The organism is Oxalobacter aliiformigenes (assembly GCF_027116575.1).
Lineage (GTDB): Bacteria > Pseudomonadota > Gammaproteobacteria > Burkholderiales > Burkholderiaceae_D > Oxalobacter > Oxalobacter aliiformigenes.
Window position 1 is genome coordinate 2,000,700 of the sequence record NZ_CP098252.1, and the last position, 17,767, is coordinate 2,018,466.

Below are 17,767 nucleotides of genomic sequence, written 5' to 3' on the forward strand. Positions count from 1 at the left end.
ACGATTGTCACGAGTTATTCTCTCCGGTTTCAACAGTGAAACACGCTCCCTGATCCTTGTGCAGCAAAGTGACAAGATATGGCAATGTCTCCCTCAGGGTCTCCGCCAGTTTCCAGGGCGGATTGACCACAAACATGCCACTTGAGACGAAACCCGAACCATCCGGCACCGGAGCCCCTGTACTCAATGTGACATTCAGCCATTCCTGTGATATCGCACGCTTGAGCCTGCCGGCAAACCGTTGTGATTCCATCCTCTGAAGCAGCGGATACCATATCAGGTAAGTGCCCGTTGAAAAACGTTTCAGTGCATCTTTCAGCGCATCGGTTACCTTCTGATAGTCCGATTTGTCTTCATAAGGAGGATCCATCAGAATCACCGCCCTTCTCGAAGGAGGTGGCAACAACGATTTCAATGCGGAAAATCCGTCTTTTTTTTCAACAATCGTTCTTTTTCCACGAACCGGCAATGAATATCCTCCAGCCTGTTTTTTTCTGGCCAGCTGCAAAATATTCCTCTCCAGTATCTGTATTTCTGACGGATGCAATTCAAACAGACGCAACTTGTCATGATGGCGCAAAATGATATCGGCAATACAAGGCGACCCGGGATAAACATTCAGCGCCCCGTCCGGATTCATCGACCGGATCAGTCGCAGATAATCCTCAACGGGTTTCGGAGCGGCTTTTTCTTTCCACAATTTGCCGATCCCGGACTGAAACTCGGCATGTTTTTTCGCTTCATGCCCCCGCAAGGAATATATTCCGCCACCTGCATGGGTATCGATATAAAAAAAAGGGGTTTCTTTCTGACAGGTATAAAGCAAAACCTGTATCAGCACGACGTGTTTCAAAACATCGGCATGATTGCCGGCATGAAAAGCGTGTCGATAACTGAACATAAAAGCCCTTGTTTGAACAGATTGAAAAAACGGTATTGTAACGTTCTTTCATTTCGACGAACCTGTTTCTAAAACAGTTCCAGAAAAAGTTTGGCCGCTCTGGACAGACGCTTTTCTTTTTTCCAGATAATGGCCGAGGCTGACTGAAGCAGACACCCGGCAATCGACATCTTGTGAAAATCTTCCGAAGGTCGTACCGACAGGGTTGACTCCGGCAATATGGCGATGCCGAGTTCTTTCTCGACAAGTGCCAGAATGGCCGAAATATTGTCACTCTCACAAACAATATCGACGGAAATACCCTTGGCTTTCATTTCATCGACAACCATATCATGACAATAGATACCGGCCTGGCGATGCATCAATATCAATGGAACATCGGAAAGTTCCTCCAGAACCAGACTGCTTTTATCCTGCCATTTCGGATCGTCTTTACGGGTAACGACAACCCACGACTCCGTCAGCAACGGCTTCATTTCGTAAGAGCCTGCCGGAACAGGCAACCTGACAATACCAAACTCAATAAGATCGGACTCCAGAAGTTCGAGTATCCTGAAAGTATTTCCTTCCCGCCATTGGAAACGGACATGAGGATAATCTTCATGGAAACGCCTGATTTTTTCCGGCATATACAAATTTCCGATCGCCGGCGGACTGCCGATCGCCAATACTCCGTTAACACCGAATTCAATATCCTTTACTTCATCTGCTGCCGCATGCAACATTCCCAATATCTGTTCGGCCCGTTGATAAAAAATATGTCCGGCCCGGGTCAGAGACAGACTTCGTGTATTCCGGTCAATCAGCCTGACCCCCAGTTCTTCTTCAAGCAGCTTCAGCTGATAACTCAACGGTGGCTGCGCAATGTGCAATCTTTGTGCCGCCCGACTGATCTGCCCTTCTTCCGCAATAGCACAAAAATACCTGAGCTGACGAATGTCCATTTACTTCACCATATATATTCAAATTGTATTTATTCCAAACAAATAAAGTATTTTTTATATAAATATTGACTGTGTATACTGTCATTAACACTTTTCTTTTTCAATATTTTCGGCAGGAAATACAAGGAGATGGAGTCATGAAAATCTGTATATTCGGTGCAGGTGCAATTGGTGGTTATCTGGCTGTTGAACTGGCTCTGGCAGGAAACGATGTCTGCGTCATCGCACGTGGCGCCCATCTGGATGCCATCCGGAAAAACGGATTGACACTTCTGATCAACGGCCAGGAAAAAAACGCTAGAATTCCCGCAAGCGACAACCCGGCCGATTTCGGCCCGCAGGATTACGTCATTTGCGCCTTGAAAGCACACCAGTCATATGAATCAGCCGCTCAATTCGCCCCGCTTCTCGGACCGGATACCGCAATGGTGACAGCAATGAACGGGATTCCCTGGTGGTACTTTTACAAAGAAGGCGGCAAATTCGAAGGACGGCATCTTGAATCCGTCGATGCCGGTGCCAGACAATGGAATCTGATCGGACCTGAACGTGCGATCGGTTGCGTCGTTGATCCGGCCTGTGAAGTCATTGCACCGGGCATTATTGAACACCATGAATTCAACCGTTTCATTCTCGGTGAACCGGACGGAAGCGAATCGGACCGCGTCAAGACATTATCGGAAATCATGAAAGCCGCCCATTTCGATGCCCCGATCCGTAATGCCATCCGCTGGAACGTCTGGCTCAAACTGTGGGGAAACGTCTGTTTCAATCCAATCAGCGCATTGACTCATGCCACACTGGACCAGATCACCTCCGGCGCCTTGCGCGAAATCTGCAAAAAGGCAATTTACGAAACCAAAGCGGTAACAGAAGCACTGAATGTTTTCATTCCGGAGGAAATGATAGAAAGACGGCTAAATGTCGCGGGCAAGGCAATCGGTCACAAAATGTCGATGCTGCAGGATCTTGAAAGACATCGTTCCATGGAAATTGACGCACTCGTCACAGCAGTACAGGAATTGGGACGTTTGACTGATGTACCGACACCAACCGTCGATATTCTCCTGGCACTCGTTCAGGAAAGAGGCAGACAGGCCGGTCTTTACTGATACCATCAATCGTACAGGAATCTTCCGGATGAAAGCGGAACGGAAGATTCCTTTCACATTTACAAGGCATTGACCTGAATCGATACCGTTTCATCTCGTGCCAGATTCGTTTCTTTTTGATTTATTTGAACTTATTTGCGCTTAAGCAGACAAAAAAATCCGGAAATCGCATTATCAGCGCTTGCGATTGAAGCCGGATGCCTATTATCATACGTATGTGCGCCAAGACGCATATCCATTCTTTGAACGAGGCTACATCATGCAAAAATTTCTGGCTGCCTTTTTCGTTATCGCGGGTTTCAGCGTTCCGTTAACGTATGGAGTCGCCCAGGCAACACCTGCAAGCAAGACAAAAACGGTCAAAAAACCTGTCAAAAAAACCGTTAAGAAAACACCGGTTTCCGAAAATTCCCAGAAGGAAACAGAAGTTGTCAACGTCGCAGGATTGACAGGTTCGCACTATAACTGCGAGCTTGGCAATCAGTTTACCGTTTACAAAAAGTCCGACGATCCGAGTTACATCAATCTGCAATGGCGCAACAAGATGCACCGTATGCTTCGTACCGCAACCACGACCGGTGCCGACCGTTACGAAGACCGGCAGACCGGACTGGTATGGATCAATATCCCGGCAAAGAGCATGCTGCTGGATATCAAAAAGGGAAGCCAACTGGCCAACGAATGCCGCAACCCAGAACAAAGAAAAGCGCTGGCAGCAGCAAAACCGAACTAACTTGTTATTTTATAAACGTTTTTTGTCTCAGTATGAATAACGAATGGCCCGTGACGGGCCATTCGTTTTGGAGTTTCCATGTCTCACGTCTTCAAGAATACCGTTAAAACATTCCCCGTCCTCAATCAGAAACAAGGCCATTTTTATTCCATCCCTGCCTTGGGCAAGGAACTGGGACTGGATTTGTCCCGTTTACCTGTTTCCATCCGTATCGTTCTTGAATCAGTTCTCCGCAATTGTGACGGCAAGAAAATCACGGAAGAACACGTTCGTCAGCTTGCGAACTGGAAACCCGAAGAAGAACGCAGTAATGAAATTCCTTTTGTCGTTGCCCGCGTCATCCTGCAAGACTTTACGGGAATTCCACTGCTTGTCGATCTGGCAGCCATGAGAAATGTGGCGGTTCGTACCGGAAAAAATCCGAAAAAAATTGAACCGCTGGTTCCTGTTGATCTGGTCGTCGATCACTCTGTCCAGATCGATTATTTCCGCCGCGAAGACGCTCTTGACCTCAACATGAAACTGGAATTCGATCGTAATCGGGAACGTTACCAGTTCATGAAATGGGGAATGCAGGCCTTCGATACTTTCGGTGTCGTGCCTCCGGGATTCGGTATCGTGCATCAGGTGAACATGGAATACCTTGCACGTGGCGTCCACAGACGGGACTGTCCGGAGCTGGGCGAAATCTACTATCCGGACACACTGGTCGGTACGGATTCCCATACGACCATGATCAATGGCGTCGGTGTCGTCGGCTGGGGAGTCGGCGGTATCGAAGCGGAAGCAGGTATGCTTGGACAGCCGGTCTATTTCCTGACACCTGATGTTATCGGTATGCACCTGACCGGAAAACTGAAGGAGGGCTGCACGGCAACCGACCTCGTACTGACCATTACCGAGCGGCTTCGCAAGGAAAAAGTCGTCGGTAAATTCGTCGAATTTTTCGGTGAAGGCGCGGCATCGCTTTCGGCCACCGATCGCGCAACGATCGCCAATATGGCTCCTGAATATGGAGCGACCATCGGCTTTTTCCCTGTCGATGAAGCGACCATCAGTTACTTCCGCAATACCGGCCGTACCGACGAAGAAGTCTCCGCGCTGGAATCCTATTTCAGGGCACAGGAAATGTTCGGCATACCGAAAGCGGGCCAGATCGATTACACCCGTGTTGTCGAACTTGATCTGGGAAGTGTCACCGCTTCTGTCGCCGGTCCAAGACGGCCGCAAGACCGTATAGAACTCGGCAACCTGAAAAGCCGCTTCACGGAGCTTTTCAGTCTTCCTGTATCCGACGGAGGTTTCAACAAGAAACCGTCCGATCTACCCAATACCTATAAAACATCCGACAATGTCGAATTGCATAACGGTGACATTCTGATCGCCGCGATTACTTCCTGTACCAATACCAGTAACCCCGCTGTTTTGCTGGCTGCCGGTCTTTTGGCCAAGAAAGCGGTCGAGGCAGGTCTCGGCGTTTCACCGCATATCAAGACATCACTCGCTCCGGGATCGAGAATCGTAACAGGTTATCTGGAAAAAGCCGGTTTGCTGCCTTATCTGGAAAAACTCGGATTCAATGTTGCCGCTTATGGATGCACAACCTGTATCGGTAATGCGGGCGATCTGACTCCGGCAATGAATGAAGCCATCGTCAAAAACGATGTCGTTGCCGCAGCAGTCCTGTCCGGAAACCGGAATTTCGAAGCCCGTATCCATCCCAATATTCGCGCCAATTTCCTGGCTTCTCCGCCTCTGGTCGTCGCCTATGCAATTGCCGGAAACGTAATGCGCGATCTGACAACAGAGCCACTTGGCAAAGGCAGCAACGGCAAGGATATTTATCTCAAGGATATCTGGCCGACCTCCCACGAGGTGGCGGAACTGGTTTCGCTTGCGCTTGACGCCACTTCATTCCGCAAGAATTACGGTGACATCAAAACAGCACCCGGTGAACTGTGGCAGAAAATTTCCGGTTTCGCTACCGGTGATGTATACGATTGGCCACAGTCGACCTACATTGCGGAACCACCATTCTTCAATGATTTCGTCATGGAAGCGGGCCCGGCCTCGGCTCACATCAACGGAGCGCGAGCTCTGGCCATTTTCGGCGACTCGATCACGACGGACCATATCTCCCCGGCCGGATCCATTCAGGAAAAAAGTCCTGCCGGACAATGGCTGCTTGAACATGGTATCTCCAGGCAGGATTTCAACTCATTCGGTTCCCGTCGCGGGAACCACGAAGTCATGATGCGGGGTACTTTCGGTAATGTCCGTATCAAAAACCTGATGTTACCGATTGCGGCAGACGGCAGTCGCAGGGAAGGCGGTTTTACCCTCTATCAGCCCGGAGGTGAGGTAATGCCGATTTTCGATGCCGCCATGCGCTATCAGCAGGAGAAAATCCCGACCATCGTGATCGGCGGCGAAGAATACGGTACAGGTTCTTCCCGTGACTGGGCGGCCAAAGGAACCCAGTTGCTGGGAGTCAGGGCCGTCATCGCACGATCATTCGAGCGGATCCACCGATCCAATCTCGTCGGTATGGCTGTGTTGCCACTCCAGTTCACCGGTAACGACAGTGCCGCTACTCTGGAATTGCGCGGCGATGAGACATTCGACCTGTTGGGACTGGATGACATCCAGCCTTTGCAAAATGTGACACTGGTCATTCACCGGGCCGATGGCAGTACCCGGAATGTCCCGTTGCTGCTTCGTATCGACACACCGATTGAAGTGGACTATTTCCGCCATGGCGGTATTCTGCCCTATGTTTTAAGGCAATTGCTGGCGAACTGAAATCCTGGAAAAGGCAGCCTGACGCTGCCTTTTTTTACATCCTGTTATATTCTGTCAGGAATCTCCTGTCATGAAATGAACAACCTGCAATACATCCCCGTGAAACAGGAAGCGCTTACCTGTTTCATTTTTTCACCTGTCATGATTTTTTCGATGTCCGTTTCCGGTTCTTCCGAAACGGAAACCTCATTGCCGGATCAAAACAGGTGCATATCCAGACAACTTTTATATTAAAGTAATGGTATCCGCCTGCAATTTCTACAAGAGGTCATCCAATGAACATCCCGACTGTTATCAAGGATCCGGACATTCCCTTGCATTCCATAACACGAGCCTTTGTATCGATCGTTTTTTCTTTCGCCATAGCCTGTTTTGCGGGTGATTCATTTGCAGACGACTTCACCGATGCTGTCCGTTCCTTTAAAAACCAGCAATACCGGCAGGCGCTCTCTTTATTTGAAGAAGGCGCCAGCAAACAGGATCCCCGTTCGGAATATGCTCTCGGACTCCTCTATCAAAACGGTGTCATCGTCAAAAAAGACACCCGACATGGACTCGAACTTATCACAAAAGCGGCAAATCATGGTTTCGCCAGGGCTCAAAATTATCTGGGAGTTCTTTATTTTGAAGGAAATGGTGTCGAACAGAACCCGGAAACCGCTTTTAAATGGTACGGTAAGGCGGCTGTACAGAACCTTCCTGATGCCGAATACAATCTGGGCGTGATGTACGCTCAGGGAAAGGGAACACGACAGGATTTCAGCGAAGCGATCAAATGGCTCCGCAAGGCGGCCATGCATCAACTGCCTGAAGCCCAATACGGTTTGGGTGTCATGTACAGCAGAGGTCTCGGCGTCGTCAAAAACGATGAACAATCCGCCTACTGGTTTGGCAAGGCTGCCAGACAGGGATATCTGAAAGCCGAAAATAAAATGGGTGTTCTTTATACTGAAGGCACAGGTGTCGAGAAAAATGATGCCAAGGCTGTTCACTGGTTCACGCGTGCCGCGGAAAAAGGATACGACAAGGCCCAATACAATCTGGGCATCATGTATGAAAGCGGAAAGGGAACGAAAGCTGATGAAGCCAGAGCAATTGACTGGTTCCGCAAAGCAGCAGCCCAAGGAAACAGCAATGCCCAGAAAAAACTGAAAACGCTGCGTGGAAGATCCTGATACCGGAAGTCATTCCTGCTGTCCGGCTATCAGAACCGATTCGGTCTGAATGACCAGAGAGGATTCCCTGTAATGATAAGCTGCCTGTTCAGACTGCCCGCTTTTTTCACAAAGCTGCGCCAGCAAAAAATGGGTTCTCGACAACAAGAATGATTCCGGCTGTTTCTCCAATGTCCTTTCAAAATAAAATCGTGCCCGTTCAAAATCGTTCTGTCTGTAATACAACTCGCCAAGCGCAAGCATCCACTGCGGATGGATGGAATAATTTTCTTCCCACTGCAGGCAACATTCAATTCTTTTTTCCAGATCAACTGGATTTTTTTCTGAAGAAAATTCGCTGTAGGCACACATCAGATCTGCATCCCAGTCTGCATGCAGCGCCCGGGTCATTATGTTTCTGCTCTCATCGAGCAATCCTGCATGATAAAAGATCCTGGCTGCACGAAGAGCAATTGATGGCTTCTTTTGCCAGTCCGCCGGAACAGCTTTCCAGATTGTCTTGACCGTTTCGATATCCTGTGCAGACACTGAAAGAATGTTTTCACAGGCCTGTTTTTCCAACAGTCCGGCGACCGTTTCCGGCAATATCCGACCGGGTTCAAGTGAATGGACAAGTTCCACGACTGCACTCCAGTTCCCTGCCAACCGGTTCGCTTCCAACGACATCTGTTGCAGATACAAATACTGTATCCCTTCAGCATTCAATCGGTCTATTACCTTCAAAGCATCAAGCGGTTTATGGTCATCAATCAGCCATTTCGCCTGCGTAACCCGACAAGCTGTCCCAAATAATGGGTCACGTTCAGCTGTTTCCAGAAACATATCGCGTCGACCGGGAAGCCGCAAGGCGTGAAAGGCATACGCAGCAATCATTGCGGCACAAGCCCTGTTATATTCCCATTCCATCGCTTTTTCGGCCATTTTCCCGGACTGTATGAACTGACCTTCAAAAAATGCCTTAAGCGATTCCTTCAACGCCTGATTACTTTCACTTTCCTTTTTCCGGTTACGGTAAGCCGTTATTTCCGATGGAAATTTACAGGCCAGATGAATTGCCTTGATGACGAGAAACAGAAGAACGTAAAAAAACAACAACAGCAACAGAAAAAAATTCAGCGATAAATCGATACGATAGGGCGGCCAGAAAAAAACGACATTTCCATAGCTGGAACGCACAACAACTGCCAGACCGACAGCAGAAACGAAAAGACCCAGTATCCAGAGAAGAAAACGCATGATATTCAGTTTTCCTGCCGATAACCTTGTATCGCCGCAAGGCTTTCCGTCAATTCAGGAATATCAACAGAAATATCGCTGGCCTCGATTTCTTTCAAGGCAACCTTGACAGTTTGCACCTGTTCTGAAGAAGCATCGAAATAACGATCCAGCATGACAATCATGGTTTCAATATCTTCTTTCAGGGAATAGGCAGAACGGGAAAGAAGCGACAGACGTGAACTTAAAAGACGAAATTTCAGATTTTCTCTCACATAAACAGTTTGCGACGGAGAAAGCATCAAGGCATCGGGATTCGCGATTTTTTGAACCCGGACCAGCGTTTGCAATTCACGCCTTATATCGTCAACCCAGCTGTTCCATGCCGTTACTGTTGCCGGCCCCCAATCCGAAGGGGAAGCGGAGAATTCATACCGGTATAAAGTATTCTGTTTCGCCTTTTCCGGACAGTCTGGTGGCCGGCTATCGGAAACCAGAGGCAGACTGTCCACCTTTTCAATAATGGCATCCAGTTTCAACACCTGCTCTGACACATCGACATCCGGAACAGATCTCAAGCGTTCAATATCTTTTTCGATAGCCCTCCGTATCGCACCAAACCGGGGCTTTCCTGAACGTGCCAGCGTCCGGTCAGCATTTTCCAGCGCGATCAAAGCGCCACGGATATTCCCGGTCAATTGCAATTGCCGGTTTGCTGTAGTCAGAATCTGTTCGATTTCGATGAGAGACCAGTCATCCCTGCTGCGTGAAAGTTCCTGGTACATCTGTGAAAGAGACACCTGTTGGCTCTGCGTCTCCATCTGCAGATTTTCCAGGGCATCAACTTTCGACTGCAAGCCTGCCACCATCTCCTGTGTCGTTTCCGCCACCATCTTCGCTTCCTTACTGATGTCATCCCCTGTTCGCAAACGGCGTGCCAACTCGGAGCGCAAGCCGTTTATTTCAGTATGGGAATACACAAGATGAACGATGAACAATATTCCGATCACCCCGGAAATCCAGGCCAGAAAATGCAACCGTCGCTGCATTTTTATCAGCAACTCATGACTATCCTGCGGTACGGGATCAGTGGAAGAATTCATTGAACGGACGGGAAAGGGATCATTATTTTCGACACATTATAGCCTTACAATCCGCCAGTGTTGGCTGGACATCGGTCCAATAAAGAAATTCACCTCTGAGATCGGGATAAGGCACTGTAATGCAAACCGACGTGATCATTATCCGTTGTCGGCTCGCCACAACAAATGCGTTCAATACCATCTGTTTACCCCAGACCGACTTCGCGATCCGGATATTTCATCGTGTTTTCAGACAAACGAATTGGTCAAATTGAACATACTGGCCATTTTTCAAAGAAAAAATACAAGAATGCTAGGATAACTGATAAAAAAAGGTATACTCTTTCGTTTGTGCAACGACATACAAAAACAGTCGATTCCGTTTTTTTACATTTTGTGCAGAAACAATCTTTCCGGTTGTTTTCCTTTTGAATATCAGTCGATGCAGCAACAAACACAATCTGTCCCGTTTACATTCAAAAGCTGCGCATGTCTGTTGGAATGTTTAACGTAACAACAAACAAAATCTTTCAGCAATTTCAAAACCAGCCATTGAAAGTGGCCGGTTAATTCGTTTTACCTGACCCTATACATCACCATGGCAGATCAGTATCACCCCCAACAGGAAGCCCCTGAAAAAGAAGACATCCGTATGCTTGGCCGTATGCTTGGCGACGTGATTCGCGAAAAAGAAGGCATCGATATTTTCAATCTGGTCGAAAAAGTCCGCAGGACAGCTGTCAGCTTCAGGCGTAATCCCAATCTCTGTTCCGCAGATACCCTGAACAACCTGCTCAAGAACCTGAGCCGCAATCATGCTATTTCCGTCGTCAGGGCTTTTTCCTACTTTTCACACCTTGCCAATATTGCGGTCGACAAACATGCCAACCTTGGATACAGGGCAGCCAGAATAGCGGGCGAGGCTCCCGAAAAAGGCAGTCTGAATTATGCACTGAACATGCTCGACCAGGCAGGCGTATCCGGTGCGGAAATCAAGAAACTGTTGAGCGAAACGTTCATTTCACCGGTTCTGACAGCGCACCCGACCGAAGTCCAGCGCAAAAGCACTTTGGACAGCGAACGGGAAATAGCCCGCCTGCTGGCAGAACATGGCACCGCTCTGACACCGAAAGAACGCAAACACAATACGGAAATGCTTTATGCGCGCATCGCCGCGCTCTGGCAAACCCGCCTGCTGCGTTATACCCGTTTGTCTGTCGCCGACGAAATCAACAATGCGCTTTCCTATTACCGCATTACGTTCCTGCGCGAATTGCCAGAGCTTTACCACTCCATACAGGAAGAGATCGGCGAACGTTATCCGGAAAGTGCCGACGGCATTCCTGCCCCGGGTTCGGAAAGCAAATATCTGCAAATGGGCAGCTGGATCGGAGGCGATCGTGACGGCAACCCGAATGTCAATGCCGATACCATGTTGCATGCGCTGGAAAGACAATCCCATCTGATCATGGAATTCTATCTGGAAGAAATCCACAATCTGGGCGCTGAACTGTCGATTTCATCCCTGCTGAACCATGTCAGTCCGGAATTGCAGGAACTGGCCAATACATCATCGGATACTTCCCTGCACCGGGTTGACGAACCTTATCGGCGCGCTCTGATCGCCATTTATTCCAGACTGGCGGCCACAGCGCGGGATTACGGCATGACCAGTCTGGCACGCAGTGAAATCGGTGTCGGAGAACCTTATGCATCGCCTGATGAATTCGGTGCCGATCTGCAAATCATGATCGATTCGCTGAACCAGAACGCCGGAGAACTCATTGTCAGAATCCGGTTGGGTTCACTGAAAGCCGCTGTCGATATCTTCGGTTTTCATCTGGCAACTCTCGACATGCGTCAGAGTTCAGACGTTCATGAACGGGTATTGACCGAAATTTTCGCGGCCGCCCAGGTCGAACCGAACTATGCGGCTCTTCCCGAAGAGAAAAAGGCCGAACTGTTGATCAGCGAGTTGAGCAAGCCCCGTCTGCTTTATTCCCCGTTTGCCGAATATTCGGAAGAAACCACATCCGAGCTCAAGATCATGCGAACCGCGCGTTACATCCGCGAACAATACGGAAAACGTGCGATTACCAATTACATTATCTCGCATACGGAAACGGTTTCGGATCTGCTGGAAGTCTATCTTCTGCAAAAGGAATCCGGTCTGCTTCATCCCAGACGAAACGGCAATTCCGAAATCAGTCACCAGTGGAAAGATGCGGAACTTGACCTGATGGCCATTCCGTTATTCGAGACTATTCCCGATTTGCGACTGGCCGCCACGATCATGAAGGAAGCCATGAGCATTCCCTTTATCCGTGAACTGATCAGAAAACAGGGTGACCTTCAGGAAGTCATGCTCGGTTATTCCGATTCAAACAAGGATGGCGGTTACACGACATCGAACTGGGAACTCTACAAGGCGGAAAAACAGCTTGTCGCCCTGTTCAACCAGATGGGCGTCAAGTTGCGCCTGTTCCACGGACGCGGAGGTACAGTCGGTCGCGGTGGCGGTCCGACTTACGAAGCCATTCTGGCACAACCGCATGGTACCGTGAACGGCCAGATCCGTCTGACCGAGCAGGGAGAAATGATCGCTTCCAAGTTCGCACATGCTGAAATCGGCAGCCGGAACCTTGAGCTGCTGGTAGCATCAACGCTGGAAGCCAGCCTGATGCCGGAAGACAAAAACAAGAAATATGCAGACAAGATGCATGATTTCGAAACGGCGCTTGAAGAAATTTCGACACTGGCCTACAAGGCCTATCGTCATCTGGTTTACGAAACACCCGGATTCACCGACTATTTCTTCCAATCGACGCCGATTGCCGAAATTGCGGAACTGAATATCGGTTCCCGCCCGGCTTCACGCAAATCTTCCCGACGGATTGAAGATCTGAGGGCTATTCCCTGGAGCTTCTCATGGGGGCAGTGTCGCGTTCTGCTTCCGGGCTGGTATGGTTTCGGTTCCGCCATTACCCAATGGCTGGATGAAAAAAATCCCGATATCAAGAAACGGAAAATTGCCTTGCTGCAATCCATGTACAAGGAATGGCCGTTCTTTGAATCCATGCTTTCCAATATGGATATGGTTCTGGCCAAGGCCGATCTGGCGATTGCATACCGTTACTCGGAACTGGTTACCGATCCCAATCTGCGGGACAGTGTTTTCTCGCAAATCTGTGCCGAGCACCAACGCACATTGGACAGTTTCGAAATCATCACCCATGAAAAGGAACGTCTGGTCAACAACCCGGCTCTTGCCCGTGCATTGCGGGACCGTCTGGCCTATATCGACCCGCTGAACCATTTGCAGGTGGAACTGATCAAGCGGCACCGCAACCCGGGCAATAACCCCGAAAATCTTGATGCACGTGCAACACGAGGAATCCATTTGACGATCAACGGTATTTCTGCCGGAATGCGCAATACCGGCTGATCCTTTCCATATCCACACATGTCCGTCTTTTCCTCCACCGGCTCTCATTCGTTGCAAGACGAAAGCGAGCCGGTGTACTCTGTCCATCAGGATCACATCGCCACTATTGTCCTGAATCGTCCGGAAAAACTGAATGCCATCACATCCAGTATGTGGAAACGTCTGCATCAGGCCATAACCACCCTTTCCGGAGACGATTCATTGCGCTGCATCGTCATCAGAAGTTCGTGTGCAAAAGCTTTTTCTCCCGGCTGCGATATCGATGAATTTGCAAAATGCCGATCCGACAAATCGCAGGCACAGGCATATGGCCGGCTGATGCACGACACGCTCAACGCGTTCTGGCATTGTCCGATTCCTGTTGTCGCGGAAATCCGCGGAATCTGTATAGGTGCCGGTCTGGAAATCGCATCAACCTGCGATTTCCGCATCGCCAGCGAAACATGCCGGTTGGGAGCACCTGTCAAAAATCTTGGTCTGGTCATGGCCTATCCGGAACTGGAACCGCTTCTCCAGCTTGCAGGAAAAGATGTCGTACTGGAAATGTTGCTGGAAGGGAAAATTTTCAATGCGGACGAAGCCTTGCAAAAACGGCTGCTCACCCGTGTCGTGCCTGACGATCAGCTTGCCGATACCGTCGCCAGGACAGTTTCAAATATCGTATCCGGCGCACCGCTTGCCGCACGCTGGCACAAAAAATTCATCAGACGGCTGACAACCGATATTTCACCCATCACACCAGAAGAGTACGACGAATGTTTCGACTGCTTCGATACGGAAGACTTCAGAACAGGATGCCGGTCCTTTCTCCGGCATATTCATCCGGTCTTCAAGGGCAAATAAAAAAAGCGCGATAAAAAATCACGCTTTTTTATATCCGACCGTCATTTCATGCATTCTTGAGATACCGGGACAGATAGATACTTTGCCCGACGATGAAAACAAGCATGAGTCCCATACCTCCGAACAGTTTGAAACTGACCCATGTGGACGTTTCAAAGCCTCCCCAGAATGCGACATACAGGTTGACAACCCCCATCAGTACAAAAAAAACTATCCATGCCACATTCAGTTTCTGCCATATGGAATCCGGCAAACGGATTTTCTTTTCCATCATGGCACGAACAAGATTTTTCCTGAAAACAACATGGGCAATCAACAACGCTCCACCAAACAGCCAGTACAGTACGGTCGGTTTCCATTTGATGAATTCCTCACTGCCGAAATAAATGGTCGCACCGCCGAAAATCGTGATGACTATCAATGATATCCATAATGTCGCCTCGATTTTCTTTCTTCGCAGAAACAGGTAAACAATCTGCAAGACACTGGCGACAATGGCAAACGCGGTCGCAAGCAAAATTGGCACCGACGACTCCGGAATACCCGGCCCGGCAACAAAAGCAGACAGATATTTGTCCGCTATGGATTGTGCTGTTCCAATATTGTTCTTGGCCCAGGAAAAGGAACCGAAAAACAGGATGACAGGAAACAAATCAAAAAGAAACTTCATTTTATTCAATCACTTATCAGAAGGATGCATCGTTTCCGGCAAAGGCTCGAAACGCAAGGCGACCGAATTAATGCAATAACGCAATCCCGTTGGTGGCGGCCCGTCATCGAATACGTGTCCGAGATGGGCATCACATATGGCACAAATAATTTCCGTGCGAACCATACCCAGCCGGGTATCGATTCTTTCTTTTACATTTTGAGGATCGACAGGGGTAAAAAAACTGGGCCAGCCACAACCGGAATCAAACTTGGCATCCGACAAAAAAAGCGGAGTCCCACAGCTGACACAATAATATACACCTGTTTCATGATGGTTCCAGTACTCTCCTGTAAAAGGATATTCGGTTCCCCCCTGACGGGTCACTTCATAGGCCAATGGAGACAGCTGCGCTTTCCATTCGGCATCTGTTTTCTGAACTTTATTTCGCGAACCCATAATACACTCCTCAATCATTTTCACACAGTTGACGGAAATACAGCCAGATCCGGATCGTCAGTCTATTTTCAGATTTATTAAAAGGACATGAGTTCAATAACATACACCATTTTTGAAAAACGGGTACGGCACAAGCTAACTTATCCGTTCAAAAACAGCCATTGATTCCACGTGCGACGTATGAGGGAACATATTGACAACTCCGGCAAACGCGAGCCGGTATCGTCCTTGCGTTACAAGAATTCCCGCATCTCTGGCCAAAGTGGACGGATTGCACGACACGTAAACAATCCGTTTCGGGCGAAAAGCATCTTGATCGTCGCCCAGATCGGCAATTGTCTGGCAGACTGCCGCCGCACCATCTCTCGGCGGATCGATCAACACCCTGTCAAAAGGCCCCAGAGCGACCCAGTCGCCTACTGTCATTTCAAACAGATTACGCGTCTCGAAACGGGTCTTCTCATGTACCCCGTTCAACAACGCTCCCTCTTTCGCACGCTGCGTCAGTGTTTTGCTCCCTTCGATACCGACGACTTCCCTGGCTTGCCGTGCAATCGGCAACGAGAAATTGCCCAGCCCACAAAACAGATCCGCTACCCGTTCATGACGTTCAATGCCCAGCATGCGGATGGCACGTGACACCAGAACCTGATTGATGTGAGGATTGACCTGTGTAAAATCCCCGGGTTTGAAGGGCATTTCAACGGCAAACTCAGGCAAAACATATTTCAGCGTATTGACGGCCGGATAAAAAAGAGAAATGGTATCCGGTCCTTTCGACTGCAACCACCATTGAACATGACGTTCATCCGCAAATTTTTTCAGCTTGCCTTCATCTTCAGACGTCAACGGAGCCATGATTCGCAACAACAATGCGGTAACTGGTCCATTTTCATCATTGCCGACCGCAACCTCAATTTGAGGGACCTGCTGAAAAACGGACAGCGAACCGATCAATTCACGCAATGGAGCCAGCATGTCCGAAACATGTTCCGGCAAAACCGGACACTGTTTCATGTCCACAACATATCTGGACTGCTTTTCCCTGAAACCGACCAGTATTCCTCCCTTTTTGGGAACGTAATTGACCGAGAGACGGGCCCGGTACCGATAACGCCAATAAGGACCGTGAATCGGCCTCAATACATTTTCAGCCCTGATCCTTCCGATATGCCAGAGATTGTCTTCCAGCACACGTTGCTTGATCGCGACCTGGGCAGCCGGATCAAGATGTTGCATGGAACATCCTCCACAAATTCCGAAATACGGACATTCCGGTTTGACACGCAGGGATGATTCCCTGAGAAAAGATACCGTTCTTGCCAGTTCCCATTTGCTTTTTCTTTTCCAGGATTCACACTGAACCGTCTCTCCCGGCAAAGCGCCTTCGACAAATACCACTTTCCCCGGTGTTCCGTCATCGTTCGGCAAATGTCCGATACCTCGACCTTCCGCATCGAGTGCCTTGATTGAAATAATATGTGTAGACATAAAAAATATTTGAAAAACAAACAACGCATATTGTTTCAATATGCGTTATTCATCATGAGTATCGGGAGATAATTATTGTGCTGGCAAATACTTTACCGGATCCACCGGCTTACCCTGATAACGGATCTCGAAATGCAGTTTCACCCGATCGCTGTCTGTACTGCCCATTTCGGCAATTTGCTGCCCTCGCCTGATTTGCTGTTTTTCCTTGACGAGAATTTTGTCGTTATGTGCATAGGCGGAAAGGACATTGTCACTATGTTTGATAATGACAAGATTTCCATAACCGTTCATGCTGCCTTTATGCAGAACGGTTCCATCAGCTGCCGACAATACTTTCTGGCCTCTGGTTCCGGCAATATCGATCCCTCTGTTTTTTCCTGCGGCAAAAGCCGCAATGACCTTGCCCTGAGCTGGCCAGCTCCAGCCGATACCATCCACTTCTTTTATGTCACTGGCCGATGCCGGAACAGCAGAGGAAGAAACTGTTTCGGTTTTCCGGGTACTTTTCGGCGTTGCAGAGGCCGCCTGTGTTTCCTTTCTGGCCGTGTCAATTGATCTGACTTCCACATACGAAGCGGTTCCGACACTGGCAGTCTGGACTGCTGATGACTGACCGTCATCCGATGGCTTTACCCGAAGAACCTGTCCCACTTTCAGGTCATTCAGATCTTCCAGGTGATTCCAGGATGCCAGTTCGGCGACACTATGGCCGGAACGACGGGAAATCTGTGAAAGCGTATCGCCACTTTTAACCGTATAATGAACGACGTTCCTGTCGATAGGGGCCTCAATCGAAGAACTGGTAATGACCGACCGGTCGGTAATCGGTGCGGTCCTTTGCGGACTGCTGCACGCACACAAGCCAGCGCAAATAATCATCAGTAAAGGATAACCTGTCTTTTTCATTTAAATT

Annotated in this window: 14 protein-coding genes; 6 read left to right on the forward strand and 8 right to left on the reverse strand. The window is 49.0% G+C overall.

Translation table 11 applies throughout. From position 1 onward, the window contains the following. Window positions 1–7: 7 nt before the first annotated feature. Window positions 8–901 (reverse strand): 23S rRNA (adenine(2030)-N(6))-methyltransferase RlmJ, encoded by an 894-nt coding sequence (locus tag NB647_RS09210; protein ID WP_269264304.1) that lies wholly within the window; start codon window positions 899–901, stop codon window positions 8–10. A gap of 68 nt (window positions 902–969) precedes the next feature. Next, window positions 970–1,845 (reverse strand): LysR family transcriptional regulator, encoded by an 876-nt coding sequence (locus NB647_RS09215; protein WP_269264305.1) that lies wholly within the window; start codon window positions 1,843–1,845, stop codon window positions 970–972. Window positions 1,846–1,982: 137 nt separating this feature from the next. Here NB647_RS09215 and NB647_RS09220 point away from each other — a divergent pair, with 137 nt between their 5' ends. The 4 genes from NB647_RS09220 (at window position 1,983) to NB647_RS09235 (ending at window position 7,667) form a co-directional block, all read left to right on the forward strand. Beyond that, window positions 1,983–2,957 (forward strand): 2-dehydropantoate 2-reductase, encoded by a 975-nt coding sequence (locus NB647_RS09220; RefSeq protein ID WP_269264306.1) that lies wholly within the window; start codon window positions 1,983–1,985, stop codon window positions 2,955–2,957. Window positions 2,958–3,216: 259 nt separating this feature from the next. Beyond that, window positions 3,217–3,690, forward strand: a complete 474-nt coding sequence (locus NB647_RS09225; RefSeq protein WP_269264307.1) for a hypothetical protein — start codon at window positions 3,217–3,219, stop codon at window positions 3,688–3,690. Window positions 3,691–3,768: 78 nt separating this feature from the next. Continuing rightward, window positions 3,769–6,492, forward strand: a complete 2,724-nt coding sequence (gene acnA, locus NB647_RS09230; protein WP_269283195.1) for an aconitate hydratase AcnA — start codon at window positions 3,769–3,771, stop codon at window positions 6,490–6,492. 275 nt (window positions 6,493–6,767) lie between these two features. Next, the gene (locus NB647_RS09235; protein ID WP_269283197.1) at window positions 6,768–7,667 is read left to right on the forward strand and encodes a tetratricopeptide repeat protein; all 900 of its coding nucleotides are present in this window, start codon (window positions 6,768–6,770) and stop codon (window positions 7,665–7,667) included. Between the two features lie 9 nt (window positions 7,668–7,676). Here the strand turns inward: NB647_RS09235 and NB647_RS09240 are convergent, their stop codons facing one another. Then, on the reverse strand, window positions 7,677–8,903 hold the full coding sequence (locus NB647_RS09240; protein WP_269283199.1) for a heme biosynthesis HemY N-terminal domain-containing protein: 1,227 nt from the start codon (window positions 8,901–8,903) through the stop codon (window positions 7,677–7,679). Window positions 8,904–8,908: 5 nt separating this feature from the next. Beyond that, a complete protein-coding gene (locus tag NB647_RS09245; protein WP_269283202.1) occupies window positions 8,909–9,985 on the reverse strand; it encodes a uroporphyrinogen-III C-methyltransferase in 1,077 nt (358 codons plus the stop codon). A gap of 577 nt (window positions 9,986–10,562) precedes the next feature. On the opposite strand from NB647_RS09245, the gene ppc reads away from it, so the two are divergent. After that, window positions 10,563–13,409, forward strand: coding sequence for a phosphoenolpyruvate carboxylase (gene ppc, locus NB647_RS09250; protein ID WP_269283203.1), 2,847 nt, complete (start codon window positions 10,563–10,565; stop codon window positions 13,407–13,409). Window positions 13,410–13,427: 18 nt separating this feature from the next. Then, on the forward strand, window positions 13,428–14,252 hold the full coding sequence (locus NB647_RS09255; protein WP_269283206.1) for an enoyl-CoA hydratase/isomerase family protein: 825 nt from the start codon (window positions 13,428–13,430) through the stop codon (window positions 14,250–14,252). Window positions 14,253–14,298: 46 nt separating this feature from the next. Here the strand turns inward: NB647_RS09255 and NB647_RS09260 are convergent, their stop codons facing one another. The 4 genes from NB647_RS09260 to NB647_RS09275 all read right to left on the reverse strand — a co-directional run bounded on the left by NB647_RS09260 (window position 14,299) and on the right by NB647_RS09275 (window position 17,760). After that, a complete protein-coding gene (locus tag NB647_RS09260; RefSeq protein WP_269283208.1) occupies window positions 14,299–14,922 on the reverse strand; it encodes a septation protein A in 624 nt (207 codons plus the stop codon). Between the two features lie 9 nt (window positions 14,923–14,931). Then, window positions 14,932–15,360 (reverse strand): peptide-methionine (R)-S-oxide reductase MsrB, encoded by a 429-nt coding sequence (gene msrB, locus NB647_RS09265; RefSeq protein WP_269264315.1) that lies wholly within the window; start codon window positions 15,358–15,360, stop codon window positions 14,932–14,934. Window positions 15,361–15,495: 135 nt separating this feature from the next. Then, window positions 15,496–16,851: a 23S rRNA (uracil(1939)-C(5))-methyltransferase RlmD gene (rlmD, locus tag NB647_RS09270; protein ID WP_269283210.1), complete on the reverse strand. Its 1,356-nt coding sequence runs from the start codon at window positions 16,849–16,851 to the stop codon at window positions 15,496–15,498. Window positions 16,852–16,923: 72 nt separating this feature from the next. Beyond that, window positions 16,924–17,760 (reverse strand): peptidoglycan DD-metalloendopeptidase family protein, encoded by an 837-nt coding sequence (locus tag NB647_RS09275; protein WP_269283213.1) that lies wholly within the window; start codon window positions 17,758–17,760, stop codon window positions 16,924–16,926. Window positions 17,761–17,767: the final 7 nt, after the last annotated feature.

Bases quoted from the DNA above. Each gene is read 5' to 3' on its own strand.
- NB647_RS09210 (WP_269264304.1), bottom strand. From the start codon at position 901: ATGTTCAGTTATCGACACGCTTTTCATGCCGGCAATCATGCCGATGTT.
- NB647_RS09215 (WP_269264305.1), bottom strand. From the start codon at position 1,845: ATGGACATTCGTCAGCTCAGGTATTTTTGTGCTATTGCGGAAGAAGGG.
- NB647_RS09220 (WP_269264306.1), top strand. From the start codon at position 1,983: ATGAAAATCTGTATATTCGGTGCAGGTGCAATTGGTGGTTATCTGGCT.
- NB647_RS09225 (WP_269264307.1), top strand. From the start codon at position 3,217: ATGCAAAAATTTCTGGCTGCCTTTTTCGTTATCGCGGGTTTCAGCGTT.
- acnA (WP_269283195.1), top strand. From the start codon at position 3,769: ATGTCTCACGTCTTCAAGAATACCGTTAAAACATTCCCCGTCCTCAAT.
- NB647_RS09235 (WP_269283197.1), top strand. From the start codon at position 6,768: ATGAACATCCCGACTGTTATCAAGGATCCGGACATTCCCTTGCATTCC.
- NB647_RS09240 (WP_269283199.1), bottom strand. From the start codon at position 8,903: ATGCGTTTTCTTCTCTGGATACTGGGTCTTTTCGTTTCTGCTGTCGGT.
- NB647_RS09245 (WP_269283202.1), bottom strand. From the start codon at position 9,985: ATGAATTCTTCCACTGATCCCGTACCGCAGGATAGTCATGAGTTGCTG.
- ppc (WP_269283203.1), top strand. From the start codon at position 10,563: ATGGCAGATCAGTATCACCCCCAACAGGAAGCCCCTGAAAAAGAAGAC.
- NB647_RS09255 (WP_269283206.1), top strand. From the start codon at position 13,428: ATGTCCGTCTTTTCCTCCACCGGCTCTCATTCGTTGCAAGACGAAAGC.
- NB647_RS09260 (WP_269283208.1), bottom strand. From the start codon at position 14,922: ATGAAGTTTCTTTTTGATTTGTTTCCTGTCATCCTGTTTTTCGGTTCC.
- msrB (WP_269264315.1), bottom strand. From the start codon at position 15,360: ATGGGTTCGCGAAATAAAGTTCAGAAAACAGATGCCGAATGGAAAGCG.
- rlmD (WP_269283210.1), bottom strand. From the start codon at position 16,851: ATGTCTACACATATTATTTCAATCAAGGCACTCGATGCGGAAGGTCGA.
- NB647_RS09275 (WP_269283213.1), bottom strand. From the start codon at position 17,760: ATGAAAAAGACAGGTTATCCTTTACTGATGATTATTTGCGCTGGCTTG.